We start from the raw sequence: 1,446 nt of genomic DNA, 5'->3' as shown, positions 1-1,446 counted from the left end.
ACCCCGGTTTGCCCGACCACGGAGACCTGGTCCGGGTTCGCCTCGGCCCCAGCGAGGCGGTGGTGGTGTGCACGCCCGAACTGACCCATCAGGTCATGGTCGACGACCGAACCTTCGACAAAGTGGGCCCCCTCTACGCACGTAGCAGGGAGATTCTGGGAACCACCGTGGTAAGTGCCTCCCACGACCAGCATCGACCTCTGAGGCGCAAGGCCCAGCCGTCGTTTCACCGCAACCAAATGCCCGGCTATGCCCGTGTCATGACCGATCGCATCGACGCGTTTACCGCGTCCTGGCAGGACAACGAGGTTTTGGACGTGTGGCCGGAGATGAGAGGCCTCTCTGCGGCAATCGGGGTGGATGCGCTCTTCGGCAACTCGATATCGCCAGACGACATCGACCGGTTCATCGATGCCACCTCGACAGTGAATGAGGGAGTGTATGGGCAATCGATGCTGCCAGCGGCCTGGCGCAAGCTGCCCACGCCAGCCAACCGCCGCTATCGCAACGCGTTGGCAGAGATTCACCGAATCGCCCGCAATATGGGTGCTGCCTGTCGCGCCGAGGACAGAACCGGCTTTCTCTCGATGTTGCTCGACGGCGACAAGAGTCCCGCTGAAATCGGCAATGAGATCATCACGTACCTGGTGGCTGCATACGACACCGGCGCGAGCACTCTGGCGTGGGCTTTGCACCTGCTGGCCGAGCACCCCGAGATCGAAGAACGCCTGCACGCCGAAGTCGACGCAGTCCTGGCGGGGCAACCAGCGAGTTTCGACCACCTACCGCATCTCGAGCTGACCGAGCGGGTGATCATGGAGACCTTGCGTATCCAGCCGGTCTCATGGATATTCACCCGATGCGTCACGACCGAAACCGAGCTCGGCGGCTATCAGCTGCCCGCCGGGACCGCCGTCGCGCTCAGCCCCTGGATCATCCACCACCGACCCGACGTCTACCCCGATCCGGCACGATTCGATCCCGACCGCTGGTTGCCGGACCGTAAGCGTTCCGCCAAAGACGGCACCATGATCGCGTTCGGCAGTGGCTCGCGCAGGTGCATCGGTGAGTTGTTCGGAAAAATCGAAAGCATCCTGGCACTGGCCACGATCGTCTCCCGCTGGCAGTTGCGCACGCTTGCGGGCTCGTCTGTACGGCCGACGATGGCCACTGTGAACCACCCGAAGGGACTGCACATGCGGGTCACCGCACGCCTTAACGTCAGCGTTGCGGTGCCCGTTCCAAGCGCTGGTACGCCCTCGGGCGAGCCAACTCACTGAAAGCCGGGCGAACCCAAGCTGCTGCCGCGCTCGTTTTACAACGCTCGCTTTTACAACGCGGCGGGTCAGCGGAATCGGGACTCTCGGTCGGCGACGGCCTCGACCTCGGCCAGCAGATTGAGCCTGATGGCGAGCCATGCCGTGAACTGGTTCTCGGGTTCTCGGA

The 1,446-nt window shown here is 63.4% G+C and carries 1 protein-coding gene; it reads left to right on the top strand.

Annotated features, from left to right (window positions below; genetic code table 11):
* On the top strand, positions 1-1,280 hold a 1,280-nt coding region (locus AWC27_RS08585), incomplete at its 5' end, for a cytochrome P450 (protein WP_139836846.1).
* Positions 1,281-1,446: the final 166 nt, after the last annotated feature.

It is taken from the genome of Mycobacterium szulgai, from assembly GCF_002116635.1.
In the GTDB taxonomy this organism is placed as follows: domain Bacteria; phylum Actinomycetota; class Actinomycetes; order Mycobacteriales; family Mycobacteriaceae; genus Mycobacterium; species Mycobacterium szulgai.
The sequence above is the reverse complement of the archived record's forward strand: the minus strand, read 5'-3'. Positions and strand labels throughout refer to the sequence as shown.